This window comes from Streptococcus sp., from assembly GCF_019414905.1.
Lineage (GTDB): Bacteria > Bacillota > Bacilli > Lactobacillales > Streptococcaceae > Streptococcus.
In genome coordinates this window covers 1-2160 of the sequence record NZ_DXLC01000013.1, presented here as the reverse complement: position 1 = coordinate 2160, position 2160 = coordinate 1, and the positions used below count along the sequence as shown (strand labels likewise).

Here is a 2160-nt window from a genome sequence, read left to right as displayed (position 1 = left end):
TTATTCTTTTGTAAACGATTACAAAGTGAACAAAATGATTTTCATATTTAATTTAAAATTTTTTATGCAATTCTATACTCAGTACCCTCGGTGTTTGATTTATCAGAAAAAATGCTGAAATTTCTACATCATTAGAATCGTGCAACTTTTTTCAGACAGTTTTAAAAGATTGATTTCCTTATATTTTTCCTTTATACTGGATAAAAAGGAGAATAATATGTCAGAAACAAATCACGAAATTGATTCAAATTTTGCAGGTCGTTTAAATATTCTGCGTGCGGGCGTTCTTGGTGCCAATGATGGGATTATTTCCATTGCTGGTGTGGTTATCGGGGTTGCCAGTGCCACGACCAATATCTGGATTATCTTTTTATCAGGCTTTGCGGCTATCTTAGCTGGTGCCTTTTCTATGGCTGGTGGGGAATACGTATCCGTTTCAACTCAAAAAGATACTGAGGAAGCAGCCGTTGCGCGTGAGCAAGTCTTGCTAGACCAAGATATGGAACTAGCCAAAAAATCCCTCTATGCTACCTATATCCAAAATGGAGAATGTGAAACCTCTGCCCAACTCTTGACCAACAAGGCCTTTCTTAAAAATCCACTCAAGGCTTTGGTAGAGGAAAAATACGGGATAGAGTATGAAGAGTTTACCAATCCTTGGCACGCTGCCATTTCTAGCTTTGTTGCCTTTTTCCTTGGAAGCTTGCCTCCAATGCTCTCAGTAACCATTTTCCCAAGTGATTACCGCATCCCCGCTACTGTTCTTATCGTAGCTCTATCACTCTTGGTTACTGGCTACACAAGTGCCAAACTTGGAAAAGCCCCAACCAAAACAGCTATGATTCGAAACCTCGCTATTGGCCTCTTGACCATGGGAGTTACCTTCTTACTCGGTCAACTTTTCAGCATTTAGAATACAAGAAATACCTCGATATTGAAGTCGAGGTATCTTTTTTACATTTGCACAATCTTGCGATAACTTCTTGAAGTAACCATGAAAATCAGCACATAGGCGATGAGGAAGACAGCGCAGATAGACAAGGTCACAGTCAACATCATAGTCGCATCCAGTACACCAATCACTTTAAGAATCAGACTAAGCATATGGTAGGCAAAGGCTAGGTGTAGGAAGGCAAAGAGCAATGGAAGGAAGAAAACAGTTAAAACCTGTTTGTTGATGGTTTGCTTGATTTGCTTTTGATCTAAACCGACTTTCTGCAAGATAATAAAGCGTTCACGGTCTTCATAACCTTCAGAAATTTGTTTGTAGTAGATGACCAGAACCGTTCCGACCATAAAGATAATAGATAGGAAAATACCAATAAAGAAGACACCTCCAAAGAGGACACTCATCTGAGCACTAGCATCTGCTAGATTATTACCATACACATAGCTACCTTCTGTGTTTAATTGAGCATTAAACTGATTGAGGTAGTTTTCATATTCTTCAGCGACCTTGAGTTGTTCTTCTTCGCTGACATTTACATTCATACCACCGTAAAACTGATTATAGATATCTGAATCTGGGAATTGATCCAAAAAGTCTTGTAAATTAGGTACAACAAGATAATTGTAATCAGTAGTCAAAATATTAAACTGATTTGGGACATGGTTCACAATGAAATCTTTATTAAATTCTTCTTTTACAGAAAATTGATGATCATTTAGAGTTAGAGTTTTCTGTTCTTTTAGTCCATCATTCTTAGCGAAGAGTCCGACCTCATTTCCTGATAGAGACAGTTTTTGACCAGTCATAGTTTCATAATCTTTTTGGTCAAATACCATAAAAACTGTTTTGACTTGGACACGGTTTTGTCCTTTTTCAAAAATGGTTAACTTGCTACCTTCTTGGTTTGCAACACCAAAGTAAGCGTAACGAAGAACTTCTTTTTCTTTGATATTATAACCTTTGTCACTTGCAAACTGGCTCAAAAGTTTGTCCAGGTCTTCTTTTTCAACATTTCGTCCATTAATCCCAAAATCATGAGGATTCATCACTTTTTTAAAGGATTCTGAGGCATTGAAAATGCTTGTCGCTGCAGACATGGTAACCAAAACCATTGTTGACAAGATAGCGATAGTTGCTAGTCCAACCGCATTTTTCTTCATACGGAAAATCAAGTTGGAAACAGAGATAAGATTATTTGGTTGGTAATAGTA

At 37.5% G+C, this 2160-nt stretch carries 2 protein-coding genes; one reads left to right on the top strand and one right to left on the bottom strand.

Going from position 1 to position 2160, the window contains the following annotated elements; translation table 11 throughout:
- Positions 1-217 precede the first annotated feature (217 nt).
- Positions 218-913 carry a VIT family protein gene (locus QZ359_RS00275; RefSeq protein WP_293947424.1) on the top strand — a complete coding sequence of 232 codons (696 nt, stop codon included), beginning with the start codon at positions 218-220 and terminating at the stop codon, positions 911-913.
- A gap of 41 nt (positions 914-954) precedes the next feature.
- On the opposite strand, the gene QZ359_RS00270 is transcribed toward QZ359_RS00275, so the two are convergent.
- Positions 955-2160: FtsX-like permease family protein (locus QZ359_RS00270; RefSeq protein ID WP_365966868.1), on the bottom strand; the 1206-nt coding region annotated here is incomplete at its 5' end.

Excerpts from the sequence above, each read along its gene's own strand:
- QZ359_RS00275 (WP_293947424.1), top strand. The coding sequence starts at position 218 with ATGTCAGAAACAAATCACGAAATTGATTCAAATTTTGCAGGTCGTTTA.